Source organism: Corynebacterium sp. KPL2680 (assembly GCF_040225675.1).
In the GTDB taxonomy this organism is placed as follows: domain Bacteria; phylum Actinomycetota; class Actinomycetes; order Mycobacteriales; family Mycobacteriaceae; genus Corynebacterium; species Corynebacterium rhinophilum.
Genome location: NZ_JBEHFM010000009.1, coordinates 58,111 through 74,813 on the forward strand (window position 1 = coordinate 58,111; position 16,703 = coordinate 74,813).

11 protein-coding genes and 3 tRNA genes are annotated in these 16,703 nt (G+C 56.6%); 6 read left to right on the plus strand and 8 right to left on the minus strand.

Annotated features, from left to right (window positions below; genetic code table 11):
* Positions 1-999, minus strand: a complete 999-nt coding sequence (locus ABRP66_RS06170; RefSeq protein ID WP_284770521.1) for an NAD(P)H-dependent glycerol-3-phosphate dehydrogenase — start codon at positions 997-999, stop codon at positions 1-3.
* Between the two features lie 150 nt (positions 1,000-1,149).
* On the opposite strand from ABRP66_RS06170, the gene ABRP66_RS06175 reads away from it, so the two are divergent.
* Positions 1,150-2,148, plus strand: a complete 999-nt coding sequence (locus ABRP66_RS06175) for an NUDIX hydrolase (protein WP_284770522.1) — start codon at positions 1,150-1,152, stop codon at positions 2,146-2,148.
* A 29-nt stretch (positions 2,149-2,177) separates the two neighbouring features.
* Here ABRP66_RS06175 and ABRP66_RS06180 read toward each other — a convergent pair whose 3' ends face one another.
* The 3 genes from ABRP66_RS06180 to leuC all read right to left on the minus strand — a co-directional run bounded on the left by ABRP66_RS06180 (position 2,178) and on the right by leuC (position 5,139).
* Positions 2,178-2,966 carry a hypothetical protein gene (locus tag ABRP66_RS06180; protein WP_284853758.1) on the minus strand — a complete coding sequence of 263 codons (789 nt, stop codon included), beginning with the start codon at positions 2,964-2,966 and terminating at the stop codon, positions 2,178-2,180.
* Between the two features lie 138 nt (positions 2,967-3,104).
* Complete coding sequence (leuD, locus tag ABRP66_RS06185; protein WP_284770524.1) at positions 3,105-3,695, minus strand: 3-isopropylmalate dehydratase small subunit; 591 nt, start codon at positions 3,693-3,695, stop codon at positions 3,105-3,107.
* A gap of 22 nt (positions 3,696-3,717) precedes the next feature.
* Positions 3,718-5,139 (minus strand): 3-isopropylmalate dehydratase large subunit, encoded by a 1,422-nt coding sequence (gene leuC / locus ABRP66_RS06190; protein ID WP_284770525.1) that lies wholly within the window; start codon positions 5,137-5,139, stop codon positions 3,718-3,720.
* Between the two features lie 52 nt (positions 5,140-5,191).
* Between leuC and ABRP66_RS06195 the strand changes: the two genes are divergently transcribed.
* The 4 genes from ABRP66_RS06195 to ABRP66_RS06210 all read left to right on the plus strand — a co-directional run bounded on the left by ABRP66_RS06195 (position 5,192) and on the right by ABRP66_RS06210 (position 11,477).
* Positions 5,192-5,875, plus strand: coding sequence for an IclR family transcriptional regulator (locus ABRP66_RS06195; protein WP_284770526.1), 684 nt, complete (start codon positions 5,192-5,194; stop codon positions 5,873-5,875).
* A 216-nt stretch (positions 5,876-6,091) separates the two neighbouring features.
* Positions 6,092-6,385, plus strand: a complete 294-nt coding sequence (locus ABRP66_RS06200) for a hypothetical protein (RefSeq protein ID WP_284770527.1) — start codon at positions 6,092-6,094, stop codon at positions 6,383-6,385.
* Between the two features lie 233 nt (positions 6,386-6,618).
* Positions 6,619-9,291, plus strand: coding sequence for a YhgE/Pip domain-containing protein (locus tag ABRP66_RS06205; protein ID WP_284864723.1), 2,673 nt, complete (start codon positions 6,619-6,621; stop codon positions 9,289-9,291).
* A complete protein-coding gene (locus ABRP66_RS06210; protein WP_349838460.1) occupies positions 9,288-11,477 on the plus strand; it encodes a YhgE/Pip domain-containing protein in 2,190 nt (729 codons plus the stop codon). The genes ABRP66_RS06205 and ABRP66_RS06210 overlap by 4 nt, the downstream gene beginning before the upstream one ends.
* A gap of 327 nt (positions 11,478-11,804) precedes the next feature.
* Here ABRP66_RS06210 and ABRP66_RS06215 read toward each other — a convergent pair.
* From ABRP66_RS06215 to gltX, 4 genes are all read right to left on the minus strand, one after another.
* Positions 11,805-11,877: transfer RNA gene (locus ABRP66_RS06215), tRNA-Glu, on the minus strand.
* Between the two features lie 226 nt (positions 11,878-12,103).
* Positions 12,104-12,176 (minus strand) — tRNA-Glu (locus ABRP66_RS06220).
* A gap of 38 nt (positions 12,177-12,214) precedes the next feature.
* Positions 12,215-12,286, minus strand: a tRNA-Gln gene (locus ABRP66_RS06225).
* A 227-nt stretch (positions 12,287-12,513) separates the two neighbouring features.
* Positions 12,514-14,007: a glutamate--tRNA ligase gene (gene gltX, locus ABRP66_RS06230; RefSeq protein ID WP_349838473.1), complete on the minus strand. Its 1,494-nt coding sequence runs from the start codon at positions 14,005-14,007 to the stop codon at positions 12,514-12,516.
* A gap of 233 nt (positions 14,008-14,240) precedes the next feature.
* Here gltX and ABRP66_RS06235 point away from each other — a divergent pair, with 233 nt between their 5' ends.
* Positions 14,241-16,703, plus strand: coding sequence for a choice-of-anchor M domain-containing protein (locus tag ABRP66_RS06235; protein ID WP_349838461.1), 2,463 nt, complete (start codon positions 14,241-14,243; stop codon positions 16,701-16,703).

Sequence of the window (16,703 nt, forward strand, 5' to 3'; positions counted from 1 at the left end):
CTACTCCGACTTCTTGGAGCGACCCATAAGGGCGATAATCATATCGTCTACCGCCATTCCCTGATGGCACACACCGTAGACGGCTTCCGTAATGGGCATCTCTACCCCAGCCTGCTGGGCCAAGCGGAAGATGGAATCCGAAGAAAACACACCCTCTGCCACTTGGCCATTGGTGGCCGCCTTCGCTTCTTCAAGGCTACCACCTTGACCGAGGCGATAACCGAAGGTTCTATTGCGCGAGAGCGTGGAGTTACACGTGGCCACCAAATCGCCCAAACCCGCCAAGCCGGAAAAAGTGAAAGGCTCCGCGCCCAATGCCGTGCCAAGGCGGGTAATTTCCGCTAGGCCGCGGGTGATCATCGTGGCCATGGTGTTATTGCCCAGCCCCTTGCCTGAGGCCATGCCGCAGGCCAAGGCGATGACGTTTTTGCAAGCACCACCGATTTCAGCGCCGATGACATCGGTATTTGTGTAGGGCCGCAAGTAGGGTGCGGCGATGGCCGCCTGTACTGCCTTGGCGCGCTCTTCGTCAGTGCAGGCGATGACCGTAGCCGCAACCTGCCCCTGCGCTACTTCTTTAGCCAGGTTGGGTCCAGAAAGCACCGCTACTCGCTGTGGGTCCACGCCTGCCGCGTCCACGATGACTTCACTCATGCGCTTTAGCGTGCTGGTCTCTACGCCCTTGGAAATGGAAACCAGCGTGGAATCCTCAGGCAATGCGGGCGCCCACCGTTCCACGTTGACGCGCAGAGACTGCGATGGCACGCCGAAGACCACGATATCCGCGCCGGAAAGCGCCTCTGCTTCGTCGTGTGTGGCGCGCAGCGCCGCGGGAAGGTGAATATCCGGCAAATAATCCGGGTTGGTGTGCGTTTTATTGATCGCGTCCGCCAATTCGGTCCGTCGCGCCCACAGGGTGACATCATTTCCTGCGTCCGCGAATACCTTGGCCAGGGTGGTGCCCCAGGAACCGGCACCCATCACCGCTACATTTACCATGGCTTCCTCCAAACGTTTTTCCTATTATTTCCACCTTAAGGCATTTTTCACTCTGGGCGTGGCAAGGATGCGGCAGGGATCTCCCGCGTGGAACAATGATCATGAGGTTAATGCCGATTTTTAACTCACCGAAGAAAGGCACGAAAAGCTATGCCGAGCGCGAAGAAGATGCACGAGACCGATAAAGATAAAAAGTCCGAAAAATTCATTTCCGGCCGGCACCAAGAAATTCCGGTGGATCCCGCCAAAGAATTTCCCCGCACTACCCTTGCCGCCGGCGCGGTAGTTTGGCGCGGCGACGCCGCGAACCCTGAAATCGCACTCATCCACCGCCCGCATTATGACGATTGGTCCCTGCCCAAGGGAAAGGTGGACCCGGGCGAATCGCTGCCTACTACCGCGGCGCGGGAGATCGAGGAAGAAACTGGGTTTCACGTGCGCTTGGGCAAGTTGATTGGCAAGGTCACCTACCCCGTGCAGGGGCGCACCAAGGTGGTCTATTACTGGGCGGCGTTCTACCTCAGCGGCACGTACACGCCCAATGATGAGACCGATGAGCTGCGCTGGGTTCCCATTGACCAGGCACAACAGCTTTTGTCTTATGACGTTGACGCCGACGTCGTCGCCAAGGCACAAAAGCGTTTGCAGTTGGCCCCCACAACGCGGGTATTGTATGTGCGCCACGCCCACGCCCATGACCGAAAGAAGTGGGAGGGCGATGACAACCTGCGGCCTTTGGATAAGAAGGGCCGCCGCCAAGCAGAAATGCTCGTGCCCATGCTGGCAGCCTTCCATCCCACCGCGATCTATTCCGCTCGCCCGCATCGGTGCCAGCAAACCGCCGCGCCGCTTGCCGATGAACTGGGTAAAGACATTGCCATTAATAAAGACTTTGGCGACGAGGCGTGGGAAAAGAACCCGGCGGCCGCCAAGAAGGCTTTCCGCCGCGTTGTAGAAGACGGCGGGGTGCCGGTCATTATCAGCCAAGGACAAACCATCCCCGGCATCATCGAGGATTTAGCGCCGCAATTCCTCAAGAAGCCGCAGGACGAATTGAAGTTTAAAAAGGCCTCGGTGTGGGTCTTGTCCTTCAATAACGGTGAATTAACCGGCGCCGATTATCTTCCCAGCCCCCTGCCGGTGCGCTAGATAGCTTGAGCCGCGCGAGCCCCTAGCCCTTAGCCGCGCATGCCGAGATTGCGGCGCACGAAAAGGATAGGGGCTAAGGCCATGAGCCCCGGCAGCACGACGAAGCCCACCACGGTTGAGCCTAGCGCCATGTGGAGAATGATGAGCGCGATACCGACCAGCAAGGTGGTACCGATGTTCCTCTTTGCGATCTCCGTGGAAAGCTTAAAGCAGGCCCCTAGGCCTAAATCAGGGCGTGCTGCCTTGACGGCTGGGACCCACCACCAGAAGAACAGGGCGAAAAGTCCGGGAATTACCAGCAGAACGAAGCCGATGCCGATGACCACGCTGGTGACGAGGTAAGCCAGCATGATGCCGCCCATGCCTTTGAACGTGAAGAAATCCCCGAACATCAAATCCTGGCCATTGACCTGCTTATTAGCGGCTTGGCACCAGATTGCAGTTGCCCACAGACAGACAATTAACAAAGCTACTACCGCGAGGGCGAGTAATAGCAGGCCCAGTACGCCGAGGGAACCGTCCAAGGCGGCTCCCTCGGTCGCCGCCTCGATGGAAATGGAGCCGCCACCGGCGGCAAAGACTACGGCGATGATGAGGTATGCAACAAAAAGGACGACCATCTGCACGAGTGGGGCAAAAAGCCACTGCGCCCAATTGCGGCCGAAATAGCGAAAACTATCGCCAAAAATGCTGACGGCATCGATGCCGCCTGTAGCGGATGGCTCACTAAAATTCCCTGGTTGCCCACCTGAGTAGGGCTGTTGGGAGTAGTGATTGTATCCATCATGGTCGCGTGACCCAGAATAAGGCGAAGTCATACCTCAGAGCATAATGGATAAACCCGGCTTTACGCTTTCGCCGCTGATATTTGTCACTCGTCCATTGCCCCACCGCTACCCCAGTTCACGGGTGCGGTGGTGTGCGCCCCCGCCAAAGTGTGGGGCGCACCTGCTGGATTATTCCGCGTGCACCGCGGGCTTGAAGCTGGCGCGAGAGTTCTCGAAACTCGTGATGGCCTCTTCATTGCGCAAGGTGATGCCGATGTCATCGAGGCCTTCCATCAGGCGCCAGCGCGTGTAGTCATCGATATCGAATGAGTAGGTGTTTTCACCAACCTGGACGGTGCGCGCCTCCAGATCGACCGTGACTTGGGTTTCCCCGGCTTCCAACTGCTTCCAAATAAGCTCGATGTCTTCTTGTTCCATCAGCCCAGTAAGCAGACCAGACTTTCCTGAGTTGCCGCGGAAGATATCCGCAAAGCGGGAGGAGAAGACAGCCTTGAAGCCGTATTCGCGCAAGGCCCAAACTGCGTGCTCTCGGGAGGAACCGGTACCGAAGTCGCGGCCGGCAAAGAGGACGGAGCCTTCTTTGAACTGCTCTTGGTTAAGTACGAAGGTGGAATCAGAGCGCCAGTTGGAAAACAGGCCTTCCGCAAAGCCTGTGCGCTTGACCGATTTGAGGTAGCGCGCGGGAATGATTTGGTCCGTATCCACGTTGGACGCCCGCAGCGGGACTCCCGTGCCGGTATGGGTGATAAATTTCTCCATTATTTCAACCTTTCTCGCGTGCTTATTTCAGGTCAGCCGGGCTGGACAGGTATCCAGTGACGGCGGTAGCGGCGGCAACCTGTGGGGAAACGAGGTGGGTTCGCCCACCAGGGCCCTGTCGGCCTTCAAAGTTACGGTTAGATGTGGACGCAGACCGCTCCCCTGGCTTCAGTTGGTCAGGGTTCATGCCCAGGCACATGGAACAACCCGCCGTGCGCCACTCTGCACCGAATTCCTGGAAAATCTGGTCAAGGCCCTCCTTTTCTGCATCAGCCTTGACCACCGCGGAGGAAGGAACCACGATCATGCGCGTATTGGCGTCGATGGTGCGGCCCTTGACCACCTCAGCTGCGGCGCGCAGGTCCTCGATGCGGGCATTGGTGCACGATCCTACGAAGACGGTGTCGATCTTGATATCGCGCAGTGGGGTTCCTGGTTGCAGGTCCATGTACTCCAAGGCTTTTTTCACCGTGGCCTTGGAATTATCATCGCCGCAGTCTTCCGGATCCGGTACGGTTTCGCCCAGCGGCAAGCCTTGGCCCGGGTTCGTTCCCCACGTGACGAATGGTGTCAGGGCTGATCCGTCGATTTCTACGACGCGATCGAATTCGGCGCCATCGTCAGTAGGCAGCGTCTTCCAGTAATCCACTGCTTTATCCCAGTCGGCGCCCTTTGGGGCGAACTCGCGACCCTTGACGTACTCAAACGTCGTTTCATCGGGTGCGACCATACCGGCACGCGCACCGGCCTCGATGGACATATTGCAGATGGTCATGCGGGCTTCCATGGACATCTTGCGGATAGCTTCACCGCGATATTCGATGATGTAGCCCTGGCCGCCGCCGGTGCCAATCTTGGCGATGATGGCCAGAATAAGGTCCTTTGCGGAGACGCCTTCCTGCAATTCGCCGGTGACTTCGATGGCCATCGTCTTAAATGGCTTCAAAGATAGCGTCTGGGTGGCCATGACGTGCTCTACCTCCGAGGTACCAATGCCCATGGCAATGGAGCCGAATGCACCGTGGGTCGAGGTATGCGAATCGCCGCACACAATAGTCATGCCGGGCTGGGTAATGCCCAGCTGTGGGCCAACGGTGTGCACGATGCCTTGCTGCTCATCACCCATTGAGTGCAACCGCACGCCAAATTCTTCGCAGTTCTTGCGCAGGGTAGAAACCTGGGTGCGCGATACCTCATCTTTAATCTCTAAGAGGTTGCCGGATTTAATACCCTCCGTCGGCACGTTGTGGTCCTCGGTGGCCAGGTGCAATTCTGGGTGTCGCATTGTGCGACCTTGCAAGCGCAGCCCATCGAAGGCCTGCGGGCTCGTAACTTCGTGCAAAAGTTGAAAGTCAATATAGATAAGGTCTGGTGCGCCCGCGTCGCCCTGCTGGACAACGTGGTCACGCCATACTTTTTCTGCCAAGGTCAGCTTCTGGTTCATAAACATCACTCCACACTTGAAATCTCATAATTTGGGACGTAGATTTCATTATATGGGAGAGTATAGCGCAGTTTCCGGCATTAAGGTACTAGATCGTGCAATGGCCATCATGATGGCCGCGGCAAACCATCCATCGACCCTTAATGAGTTATGTGAAACCACGGGACTACCTCGAGCAACGACACACAGGCTAGCCACCGCGTTAGAGGCACACCGCATCCTCGTGCGTACCCCTGAAGGAAAGTGGAAGGCCGGTCCCGCGCTTCCCGGCAACCGCGATCACATCTTAGAAGTCGCAGGCCCCATCATGGACCAACTCCTCAACCGTACCGGTGAGTCCATTCAGCTCTATGAATTCACGGGAACCACCCGCACCTGCATTGCCACCCGCGAACCCAAGTCCGGCCTACACAACGTGGTTCCGGTGGGGAGACAGCTACCACTAACCTCCGGCTCTGCAGCACGCATCATCGCCGGCTTCGTAGACTTCCCCCTCGACGCCGCGCAATTCAGCTCCGCCGATGTAGAAGCCGCCCGCCGCCAAGGCTATGCAGAATCCATCGAAGAACGCGAAGCGGGCCTAGCCTCCATTTCCGCTCCCGTCTTCGATTCTTCCGGCGTTTTTCGCGCAGCGTTATCCATCTCCGGTTCCGCTGAGCGGTTCCGCCCCTCGCCCGCCAAGAAATACGCCCACCTGCTCACCTCCGCCGCCCAAGAACTTTCAGAGCTGCTCTAGCTTCCCCAACCCCCCCACCAATGCCCTGGACCTCCCACCGGCTCAGGGCTTTAATCGCGTCTTACCCCTGTATACCCAACCCCGCCGTGGCCTATTGAAAAATATCGAAAATTTCCGGCACGCTATTGAAACCGAACTGAAAACATGATTTAATGAAAACAGAGTGAAAACGAGAAGGTCACTCCTTGACCTAAGGCACAGAAAGGATTCATGATTATGACTCACGCTACCCACACTGAACACGAGCACACCCACGGCGAAGGCTGCGGCCACGTCGCTTTCCCGCACGAGGATCACACCGACTTCGTACACGATGGCCACATCCACCGCGAGCACGAAGGCCACTGGGACGAGTGCGAGACCAACGAGCACATTGAGGCCGAAACGCACAGCGACCACACCCACGGCGAGGGTTGCGGCCACGTTGCTGTCCCTCACGGCGACCACGTTGACTACATCCACGACGGTCACCGCCACGCCGCTCACGGTGACCACTACGACGAGCACTAAGCCTCGCCAGTAAGCGCCCTGCAGCGCCCTAACGCCGCGATAATCCACCGCTATGATGCATAGATTATCGCGGCGCTTTTCTATGCAATGGACCGGCGTGAGTTAACCTTTTATTAACCCTAGCCACATTCCTGTGCGGTGCGCGATGGCCCAGGGGTGACGAAGCTGTCAATTTCACGGAAACTGCCTGCTTGACTATTAGTTAACACCGTTTCGGTGCTACGGTCTTTCGAGTGATTACTAGTTGGAAGCTTTTTCTCCAAGACTTCGTCCGCCTGTGGCGGACGCCGCAAGTCTGGGTAATTCTCATCGGATTGATGGTTACCCCTGCCTTATATTCTTGGGTCAACGTCTCCGGTTTTTGGGATCCTTACGGCAATACCGAGCACCTCAAGGTAGCCGTGGTGAACGAGGACAAGGGTGCCTCGTCAGATCTCACCGGCGATATTGACGTCGGCGGGCAGATGATGGAAAAGCTGCACAACAACGACAAGCTCGGCTGGCAGTTTATGGACCGCGGCGAAGCCGAGCACGCCGTGAAATCCGGCGATGTTTTTGCATCCATCATCGTGCCGGAGGATTTTTCTTCCGACTTTGTCAGCCTGTTCCAAGGCACGTACTCTCAGCCCACCTTGGAGTATCAGGTCAATGAAAAAATCAATGCCATCGCCCCCAAGGTCACTGACACTGGTTCTTCTACCCTCGAAACCACGATTAGCGCAACCTTTAATGAAAACGTCGCGAAATCGGTTTCCACCGAGTTGAGAAACTCTGGCGGCGACCTCAGCGATAGGATCAATAGCACCGCGGGCAATACCGCGAATTCCTTCTCAGAGACCGCCGATACTGTGGCTAATTCGCGCAATTCCTTGGCGGATGTCAACGCCACTATCGATGATGCTCGTCCCACCATCGCACAGGCGCGCACGGCGCTAGGCTCCGTGCAGACCACGATTGATGACGCGCAGCAGGCCTTAAATCAGGTCACCTCCTTGACCGACGAGGTGCAAAAGGAAGTTACTTCCTTCGCCGACGATGCCACCGCCGCCTATATCCAAGGCACGACTGCGCTTGCCGATGGCACCGCAAACGCCAATGCCAATATCGGTTCTGTCACCGGCCGGTTAAACGGCGCTCTCAACCGCGTCGATGCCGCCACCGACGGCGCCCAAGGCATCCTTGGTCAGGCTGATAAAGCCATCGACCAATTAGCCGGTGTCGCTGCCCTGCCAGCCCTTCCCCCAGAGATATCGCAGCAGATCAACCAGTCGGTTTCTGATCTGCGTGACCGCAACAATCAAAACCGCGCGGTATTAGGAGAGCTGGATTCCCTTAATAGCGATACCAACGCCACCCTTGATTCGCTGAATAAGACCTCGGAATTGCTCAATTCCATGGCCTCCCAGGCCCGCGATGATTCCCACGGACTGCGCGATGACGTGGCCAACGGCCTACCTAAGCTGAATTCTGCACTTTCTAATGTCTCCGCTACTGCTGGGCGCCTATCTGCCTCCCTCAACAGCCAAAAGGCTCTGGTTGGGCAAACGGACGGGCTTCTCGGGGGCGTCGACGGGCAGTTGACCCACGCCCAAGAAGTGGTAAAGCGCTTCTCGGTTGATCTGGATCGCGTTGAGGAAGGTCTTCGTTCCGCACGCACCGATGTTATTGCCTTGAGCAACACAGCCAATAACAACACCGTGCTGAAGTCCGTCAACGGTCTTGATACAGACCACGTGTCTTCCTTCCTCTCCTCGCCCGCAGAGATGGAAAGCCATGCAGTATTCCCTGTCACGCACTACGGCTCCGGCATGTCCTCGCTGTTTATCAACCTCACGCTGTGGATCGGTGCCTTCATGCTCCTGATCATTTTCCGCGCCGAGGTTGACCCGCAGGGCCGCCGGGATCTAACCATCAATAAGGCGTACTTCTCGCGCTTCTTGCTCCTCGGCTTTTTCGCCATTGCGCAGGCACTTATCGTTTCCATCGGTAACTTAGTCATCGGCGTTGAGCACGTCAGCGCCACCGCTTATGTCCTTACCTCTGTATTTATCAGCCTGTGCTACCTCAGCATTACCTATGGCCTCGTCTCAACATTCGGCCACGTGGGCCGCGGCATAGCGGTGGTCTTGGCCTTCATTCAGATTCCCGGGGCATCGGGCCTGTACCCCATCGAGATGACGCCGGACTTCTTCCGCGCCGTCCATCCCTTCTTGCCCTTTACTTACGGCATCGATGCCATGCGCGAGACGGTGGGCGGATTCTACGGCACCCATTACATCCGCGATATCGCCGCGCTGACTGGCATGGCGGTTGTTGCCTACCTCGTGGGCACTCTCTTAAGGCGCGGGTTGTCCAACGTCACCATGCTGGTCAATGACGAGCTGGCCAAGGGCGGGCTCGTTATCAACGAGCAGGTCCACCTGATTGGCAGCCGCTACCGCTTCACCGATCTTCTGTATGCCTCCGCGGACCGCGAGGGATACCAAAAGAGCTTGGATACCAAGTGGATGACCGCTCGGAAGAATTATTCTCAGTTGATGAAGCTCACGATCGCCATCGGAGTAGCCTTGGTGCTCGCGCTCGTGATTTGCTCCCGATTCATGCCGGACCAGAAGGCGATCCTTTTCGGCATTGCGTGCCTCGTTGCGCTGATTGCGGTCGCGGTCATTTGTTCGCTGGAATACGTAAAACAAAGTATTGCGCACGATAACCGCCTGGCGGATCTCAGCGATGAAGAAATCCAGCAGCACCTAGAGCATCAACGCCAAAACCCCAATCAGTATCGGCTAGAAGATGTCCAGTCAGATAAGCACGCGGAAATATCTTCTACCCCACAATCGCAGGGCGATACCACAGATAAGCCCGCCGTCGACGGCGAAGAATCCGGAAAGGGAGATAAGTCATGAACAATATCCTGACCATTCTCCGCGATGACCTCAAGGCCATCCGTGGCAACGTAATGACCGCCGTCATCATTTTCGGCCTCGCCATTATCCCGCTGCTATTTACCACCTTTAACGTGCTCGCCAGCTGGGACCCATTTGCCAATACCAAACAACTCAAAATCGCCGTCGCCAGTGAGGATGAGGGTCACCAAAGCGACCTTGCTTCGCTCAAGCTCAATTTAGGCGATGAAGTTTTATCCCAGCTCAGCCGCAACGACGAAATCAACTGGGTTCTTACCAATAGCGATGATGCCGTAGAGGGCACCAAGTCCGGTGAGTACTACGCTGGCATCGTCTTGCCCAAGGATTTCAGCTCCAACCTCCTCACCTTCTACGTGGAAGGCACCGAGCCAAGCAAACTTAATCTCTATACCAATGAGAAGAAGAACGCGCTGTCGACCACGATTACTCAACGCAGCGCTACCGGTGTGATTGAGAAGATCGACGAGTCCTTCACCCGCGTTGTGTCCAATGTGGGCCTTGGCGTCATTTCCTCGCTGGACCAGTACCTTGATGAGGGCGATACCCAGGCCGCGCTCAATAACGTTCACAACCGAGTCAATACCGTACAGTCGCGCCTCGATGCAGCCTCTGGCACGGTCATGGCGCTGAGTAACCTGGTAGATTCCACCATTCCGCTCACCCAGGCAGCCAATAGTATCCTGAATGAAGCGGGAAACCAGGCTTCCAGCACGACCAATGACAACGGCGAGTCACCCATCGATATCCTAAAGTCCACGCTGGATGAGTCCACTGGTTCCTTGGATGCGTCCCTTGCCGCGACGACGCAGAGCTACGAGGTCCTATCCTCACAAATCGAGGAATTGCTGAACAATGCTAGCGCCACCTCCGCGCAGACCGCCCAAACCTTCCGCACTGCCGCGGACCGCGTGGGACAGCAGACCGCAGCCTTCCAGGGCGTAAAGGACAGTATCCAGAAGGAAGCCGATAAGGTCGATCTTCCAGGCCCTGTAGCGGCAGGTTATGCGGCCGTGATGGGGCAGCTGGATGCCAGCATCGCCCAGAGCAATGCGTTGCACGATTCTTTGACTTCTACGGCCGATAACATCGAAAACGGCGGGAATTCCCAGGAGTCCAAGCAACAAACGCAAGCTGCGATTGCCAGCGCCAAGCAGGCAGTCGAAAACGCCCGCAACTCCTATAACTCCAATCTGAAGCCACAACTAGCGGCTCTGGGAGATAGCGTGGGCACGGTTGCCAACGATGTTGATGCGGTCAAGCACGATATCGCAGGCATCCGCAATACCATCTCTAATGACAACGATGCCCTCGTGCGGGCGCGCGATCTAACCGCAAGTCTATCCGGTACCTTGCAGCATCAGGCGGGTCGCTTTGGCGAACTCAGCCAAAAGATCGATGAGATCCGCGACGGCGGTGACCTAAGTCAGCTCGCCGATCTCATTGGCGATGACCCCGAGCTTCTGGCCTCTCGGATCGCTTCGCCGGTCAATGTGGACCGCCAGCCCATCTACGATGTTGCTTCTTTCGGTGTTGGTATGACGCCGTTCTACCTCACGCTTTCGCTGTGGGTAGGCGCCCTGCTCGCCTGCGTGCTGGTGCACACCAACGCCGAGCGCAAGTACTTGAAGAAGAACGAAGAGCTCGACAAGAAGGATCACTTCACTAGGAACCAAGTCTTCTTGGGCCGCTTCCTTACCTTTGGTCTCATCGGCATCGCCCAAGCCACCTTCGCCGTCCTCAGCCTGATTTTCTTCGTGGAGATCGAGCCCGAGCACCCATTCATGATGCTCTTTGCCTCGTGGATAATCTCACTGGTGTTTATGTTGATAATATATTCACTGGTTATCACATTCGATAGCGCGGGCAAGGCCCTCGCGGTTCTGCTCTTGGTTATCCAAGTCTCCGGTTCTGGCGGCGCCTATCCCCTGCCGCTTCTTCCGGAGTGGTTCCAAAATGTCAGTCCGTGGCTGCCGGCCACCTACGGCATCGACGCGTTCCGCAGCGCCATCGCCGGCATTTATGAGGCCGACATCCTCCGAGAGCTCGGCATGCTCCTCCTCTTCGCCATCCCGGCGCTTATCCTCGGCCTGTTCTTGCGCCCCGCCATGGATAACTATCACAAGCGCCTCCAGAAGGCGATTAAGAAGACGAAGGTCATGGCATAGCCTTCCCCACCTTCAAACAACGCCCAGTGCAGCCTGAGAGGCTCTCTGGGCGTTCTTTTTGTAGTGACAGGCCCATCCCCCCTTCCCTTGGCGCTCACGGGGAGCACAACCCAGCCCCATTCCCGTTGACCCCGTGAGCGCAAAGGGCGGGCTGCAGCTACAGCAGGCGCTTTCCGATGCCTCCCTCGCTGCGCCGCACTTTTCCCAATGCGGCGCAGCGAGAGCCGTTTAAACGCCGCTTAATCTAATTCTCTAGCCCCGAGAAGCGCAGAAAGAAAATGCCACAAGAAAAGGCTGCGAGCGTTAAAGCTCGCAGCCATTAGTATGTACCCCGTACGGGATTTGAACCCGTGTTACCGGCGTGAGAGGCCGGCGTCCTAGGCCGCTAGACGAACGGGGCTCGTTCGCACGTGGCAGGCGAAGCAAAAGCTGTGCTGCTTAAAGCTTGCTTGCTGCGGACTCGTTAAACAGTAAACGATGGGTAAACACAATACAAATCAGCAGATAGTACGGGGATTCGTGCCGGTAAATCCCCCAGTTAAGACCCACTTTGGTCCCGATTAAGCCGCAAGCGCACATACGGAAAATTCCTCCAACCGCAGTGGCTGGAGGAATCTTTTTATTTGTACCCCGTACGGGATTCGAACCCGTGTTACCGGCGTGAGAGGCCGGCGTCCTAGGCCTCTAGACGAACGGGGCATAGAACTAGTGAGCCTGCTTTAAAAGCATTTTCACTGCTGGCCTACCAGGACTCGAACCTAGAATGGCGGTACCAGAAACCGCTGTGTTGCCAATTACACCATAGGCCATTTGCTCACTCGCTCGGAATCGCATCCTTATCGGCTGCGCTCCCTTGCTCGCTGCAACGTGTTATAACTATAATGATCGTTGCCCAATGCGCCAAATCGCCAGCGCAACTCGCATTTTTAGGCGCTTTTCTTGAGCTAAAATAAAGCGGCGGATGACATCTGTGTAGTTCGATGTTCATCCGCCGCTGTAACGGGCTTTCCCCGTCAGGCTCCTGATGGTTCCGGTATTACTCGGAGGCCGGAACGTACGGAGTTACCTCGCGGGCAGCACGCAGGCGCGCCAAGGTGGACTCTTTGCCCAGAAGTTCCATGGACTCAAAGAGCGGTGGCGAAACCTGGGCGCCGGAAATGGCTACGCGCAGCGCGCCGTAGGCCTTGCGTGGCTTTAGCTCTAGGTCCTCAATGAGCGCCTTGGATAGCGCGGTTTCAATAGCGTCAGTCTTCCACTCCTCTACCGCCTCAAGGGTGTCAATGCCCACCTCGAGGGGTTGGACGGCATCGTCCTTCAGGTTCTTCTTGGCCGCTTTTTCATTCAGGCTGAGCTCAGCATCGGGCGTGATGAGGAAGCTGAGTAGCCCATAGGCATCGGCAAGCGTCTTAATGCGCGTTTGCACCAAGTCCGCAGCGAAGGCGAATTTCTCGCCGTCATAATCGGCCGGGAAGTCCGTGTACTCCGTCAGGTAATTGCGCAGGCGGAAAGCAAACTCCTCGGGCTCGAGCAGTCGAATATGATCGGCGTTGATGGCCTCGAGCTTCTTCTGGTCAAAGCGAGCGGGGTTACCCAGAACATCATTGACATCGAAGTTCTCAATCAGCTCATCCATGCTGAAGATGTCCTTATCCGCCGACAGGGACCAGCCCAACAGCGACAAGTAGTTGAGCATGCCTTCTGGGATGATGCCGTTATCGCGGTGATTGAAGAGGTTAGACTGCGGGTCACGTTTGGACAGCTTCTTCTTCCCCTCGCCCATCACGAAGGGAAGGTGACCAAACTCCGGGGTAAATTCCGCGATGCCAATTTCCTTCAGTACGTCATACATGGCCAGCTGGCGCGGGGTGGATGAGAGAAGATCCTCGCCGCGCAGTACGTGGGTAATACGCATCAGCGCGTCATCTACCGGGTTAACCAGGGTATATAGCGGAGCTCCGTTGGAGCGCGCCACCACGTAATCAGGCTGAGTTTCAGATTTGAAGGACATCTCGCCGCGCACAAGGTCGGTCCAGGCCCAGTCCTTGTCTGGCATGCGCAGGCGCCAGACAGGCTTGCGACCTTCAGCCTCAAAGGCATCGATCTGTTCTTGCGTCAGGTCGCGGTCGTAGTTGTCATAACCCAACTTGGGATCGTGCCCGGCTGCCTTGTGCCGTTCTTCTACCTCTTCCGCGGTGGAGTAGGCAGGGTAGACATGTCCGGCATCGATAAGGTTATTGAGCACATCTTTATAAATGTCCATGCGCTGGGACTGCCGGTACGGTTCATGCGGGCCACCCACATTGACGCCCTCGTCCCAGCCCAATCCGAGCCAGGTCAAGGAATCAATGATGGCCTGATAGGACTCTTCCGAGTCACGGGCAGCATCGGTATCTTCGATGCGGAAAATCAATTTTCCGCCGGTGTGGCGGGCATAGGCCCAGTTAAACAGGGCCGTGCGCACCATGCCAACGTGCGGGGTACCAGTGGGAGAAGGGCAAAATCTAACGCGAACTTCAGTCATGGCCACCATCGTAGTGGAGTCACAGGACACAGTCCGCACCAGCCCAAACCAGCGCCTCACCCTACCACCCAAAAGTGCGCCCCCATGTACTGTATTACACGCAAAAAGGGGTAGATGATAACGAGTTTCATTATAAACACACAGGTAAACGGGAACGGTTTCCAAAAGATTATCCAGTAATGGGAATCATTTTCTATAGTTTCGAGGTGAACTACTGACAACTGCAGAAAGGTAACGCGCTGGTGGCTTCTCCTCGTATTCGCTTCATGGCCGCATTCAGCACGATCGCGCTGATTGCCCCGGCTACCGCCTACGCCGGCCCCGACGATGGCAAACACATCGCAACCCAAACCCACGTCGATTCCCCCAAGAGCTTTTGGGAAGGAGACAACTTCCTACTGCGATCCGAATTTTCCGGCCAAACTCCGCTTATCGATGACACAGTTGCCTGGATAGGCAAAGGCTATAACCGCGAAGACGAGGACGGTAAGCGCCGCCAGAACTTTATGTATTCCCTGCCAGAAAACGGCACGCAGGACTACATCGGTCCTACAGGCACCACCTACTACACGGCTCCGTACCAAGCCTCCGCCAATCAAGAACCCATCTGGATCGGTTTCGGCGCAGACACTGGGCTTCCCGTGAAAGATTTCCGCGATAACATCGCCTTCCTCGACCTCTTAAGCGTGGATGGCCCAGGCGACGTGGAGCTTTTTACCAACAAGGACGATAAAGACGGCGCCGAGCTCCATCGCATGCTGGGCTCCTTCCAAGACTCACCGCACTCTACATACCTCAATGCCGGTACCCATACCCATAACGCCACTCTCTTTACCAAGCCCGGCCGTTATCGATTGACCTATCGCACCACCGCTCGCACGGCGGATGGGCAGCTCGTGGCTAGTGAGCCGCAAACCACCAGCTACCAAGTGGGCGGGCAAAAGCCAAAGGATGACAAGACCCCAAGCCTCAAGGAACGCTTCGATAGCTCCTCCTCCGGCGATGCCGCCGCTGCTGGTTACAGCCTGAGCATGGACAAAAAGCAGAACCCGGAAAAGGACGGTGACGATAAGCTCACCACCATTTCCTTCGATGCGGAAAATAAGGCATCCGGCACGCTTACGCTGCTTATCGATGGCTACTTCCTCACCGATCTGCCTGTCGCCGACGGCCACGCCGAGTGGGATGAGTACATGGGCCTAGACTCGTCTAATATCCAGGCGGTATTTACCCCAGAAGGCGATGCGCCGCGCTGGATCTCGCAGCAGGTGGAATTTACCCCAGGCTCTTCTGTCCACACCGACTCTTCTGATGCCGCAGAGGCATGGGAAGAAGCCGAAAATCCGCGCCAGCTGGCCCCCACCGAAGAGGTAACGCTGCAAGAAACCGGCTATACGGTGCGGATGCGCAAACAGGGCGAAGAAGGAACCAAAATCATCATCGACATGGAGGACAATAACTTCAGCGGCGTGATGACTGGTGGTCTCTATGACGACAAGAACGACGCGGAACCCACGGCACCAGTGGAAGCCCCAATTACCAACGGGCACGGAGAGGCAACTTTTACCAATGGCGAACTCTTTAAGAACACGATTGCCAAAGTAAACGTCTTCCCGCACTCCACTGTCAAGGCAGGACATGGCAGCACGGTGCTAGCTGAGCCCTTCGAATTCGGCGAAAACTACGAAGCGACAGGCGAGCTTTCTACCAGCGCGGATGACAACGCCGCTACCCCAGGCGAAAAACCTGGGTCCGGCGATTCACCCGCACCCGGCGATACGCCTGCACCATCTCAACCGCCACAGGACGAGGAAGCTCAGCGCTGCAGCGAAAAGCAGGTACTTGACCGCGGGCACGTCGATATCAAGGCACTGCCTACTGACGATGGTTTCCGCACCGTCCTACGCGATGACACAGGACAAATTGATAAGAACTCGGTAGACCGCTCGTTGGATGACGTCGTACTTGGCGTGCACAAAAACGCGCTTACTCCCCGCTCCCGACAGCTGGGTGATAAGGAGTTCGATTTCCTTGGCAACATCGGTGACCGTTTCTACCACCTGCCGCAGACGCAGAACCAAGCCATCATCTGGCCGGGGTATAACACCGAAAAATTGGATTACTCCAAGATGAAAGATGGCAAAGTCAATTTGAACCTCAAGCCCAAGCACACGCCAGAGGGCGCAGAGTGGGGCGTATATATCGATAAAACCAGGGGCGTTGGATACGACGTCCTTGCCAATTCCGCCGAAGACGATCACACGATCGAGACCACCTTCGCATCGCATAGGCATACCCACTGGGCTTTTACTAAGCCGGGCATCTACACGTTTGAGGCAACCTATACGGCAACTACTACCGACGGCAAAGAACTTGCATCCAAGCCACAGACGTTGACTTTTGCCATTGGTGATGACGCGGTGAAGTCCTGTTCTACGGCTGCGCCATCCGATGCCCCATCGGAAAAGCCTTCCGAGACGCCGTCCGAAAAGCCTTCGGACTCGGCAAAGCCATCCAAGCCCTCGAAACCGTCTAAGCCTTCGAAGCCGTCCGAGCCATCTAAGCCGTCTACTCCTGCGGGGCCATCGTTTAATCCTTGGGCTCTGGTCTTGCCTGCGGTTCTTGGCATCACCTTCAAGGCCTTCTACAACTTCTTCCGCGACAACCAAGATCTCATTCGTGAGCGCTTTGGCTGGCGCATCTAA

What these genes read in the sequence shown, in the direction of transcription:
- ABRP66_RS06170 (WP_284770521.1), bottom strand. Translation starts at nt 999, where the DNA reads ATGGTAAATGTAGCGGTGATGGGTGCCGGTTCCTGGGGCACCACCCTG.
- ABRP66_RS06175 (WP_284770522.1), top strand. Translation starts at nt 1,150, where the DNA reads ATGCCGAGCGCGAAGAAGATGCACGAGACCGATAAAGATAAAAAGTCC.
- ABRP66_RS06180 (WP_284853758.1), bottom strand. Translation starts at nt 2,966, where the DNA reads ATGACTTCGCCTTATTCTGGGTCACGCGACCATGATGGATACAATCAC.
- leuD (WP_284770524.1), bottom strand. Translation starts at nt 3,695, where the DNA reads ATGGAGAAATTTATCACCCATACCGGCACGGGAGTCCCGCTGCGGGCG.
- leuC (WP_284770525.1), bottom strand. Translation starts at nt 5,139, where the DNA reads ATGAACCAGAAGCTGACCTTGGCAGAAAAAGTATGGCGTGACCACGTT.
- ABRP66_RS06195 (WP_284770526.1), top strand. Translation starts at nt 5,192, where the DNA reads ATGGGAGAGTATAGCGCAGTTTCCGGCATTAAGGTACTAGATCGTGCA.
- ABRP66_RS06200 (WP_284770527.1), top strand. Translation starts at nt 6,092, where the DNA reads ATGACTCACGCTACCCACACTGAACACGAGCACACCCACGGCGAAGGC.
- ABRP66_RS06210 (WP_349838460.1), top strand. Translation starts at nt 9,288, where the DNA reads ATGAACAATATCCTGACCATTCTCCGCGATGACCTCAAGGCCATCCGT.
- gltX (WP_349838473.1), bottom strand. Translation starts at nt 14,007, where the DNA reads ATGGTGGCCATGACTGAAGTTCGCGTTAGATTTTGCCCTTCTCCCACT.